Source organism: Streptomyces corynorhini (genome assembly GCF_003346515.1).
Taxonomy (GTDB): domain Bacteria; phylum Actinomycetota; class Actinomycetes; order Streptomycetales; family Streptomycetaceae; genus Streptomyces; species Streptomyces corynorhini.
Map to the genome: position 1 here is coordinate 1 of NZ_QQNA01000294.1, position 1,253 is coordinate 1,253.

Annotated in this window: 1 protein-coding gene; it reads left to right on the forward strand. The window is 74.3% G+C overall.

The features are described from left to right. Window positions 1-994 (forward strand): class E sortase (locus DVH02_RS29630; protein ID WP_233518535.1); only part of this gene is annotated, 994 nt, incomplete at its 5' end. Window positions 995-1,253 lie beyond the last annotated feature (259 nt).

Below are 1,253 nucleotides of genomic sequence, written 5' to 3' on the forward strand. Positions count from 1 at the left end.
CGGCGCCGCGGCCCCCGCCGCCGCTCCCGCCGGTACTCCCGTCGGCTCCCGCCGGGTCTCCCCCCGCGCCGCCGTCTCCGGGCGGCGGACCGTCCGTACGTCTGCGGCCCCGGCCGCCGCCCTTGGCGGCCGGGGCCGCAGACGTACGGACGGTCCGCCGCCCGGAGACGGCGGCGCGGGGGGAGACCCGGCGGGAGCCGACGGGAGTACCGGCGGGAGCGGCGACGGGGGCAGCGGAGCCGACGTGGCGTCCGCCATGGCGGCCCCTCGCATTTCGAGGCCGCTCTCGCGCATGGAGGCCCGACGCGCCGCGCGCGCCCTCAAGGAGAGTCCCGCCGTCATCATCAGCCGGGCGGTCGGCGAACTGTTCATCACCTTCGGCGTCCTGATGCTGCTGTTCGTCACCTACCAGCTCTGGTGGACGAACGTCCGGGCCGACCAGTACGCGGGCAAAGAGACCAACAAGATCCAGGACAGCTTCTCCAAGGGCCGTACACCCGGCGCGTTCGAGCCCGGACAGGGCTTCGCCATCATGCACATCCCCAAACTGGACGTGGTCGTTCCGATCGCGGAGGGCATCAGCAAGTCGAAGGTCCTCGACAACGGCATGGTCGGCCACTACGCCGAGGGCAGTCTCAAGACGGCGATGCCCGACGACAAACAGGGCAACTTCGCGGTGGCCGGTCACCGCAACACCCACGGCGAGCCCTTCCGGTACATCAACCAGCTGAAGCCCGGCGACAAGATCATTGTCGAGACGCGGGACGCGTACTACACGTACGACATGGCGAGCATCCTGCCGCAGACCCCGCCGTCGAACGTGAGCGTCATCCAGCCCGTGCCCCAGGGGTCGGGTTTCACGAAGCCCGGCCGGTACATCACGCTGACGACCTGTACCCCGGAATTCACCAGTACGTACCGCATGATCGTGTGGGGCAAGATGGTCGACGAACGGCCGCGCGCCGAGGGCAAGCCGGACGCTCTCGTCCGCTGACAGCGCCCGCAGGGGCCGGCCGCCATCACGACAGGGACGGGGACGGGTGCGGTGGCAGCGAGTACCGAGCACGACGAACAGGCCGACGCGCCCCCACCCCCCCCCCCCCCCCACCCCCCCCCCCCCCCCCCCCCCCCCCCCCCCCCCCCCCCCCCCCCCCCCCCCCCCCCCCCCCCCCCCCCCCCCCCCCCCCCCCCCCCCCCCCCCCCCCCCCCCCCCCCACCCCCCCCCCCCCCCCCCCCCCCCCCCCCCCCCCCCC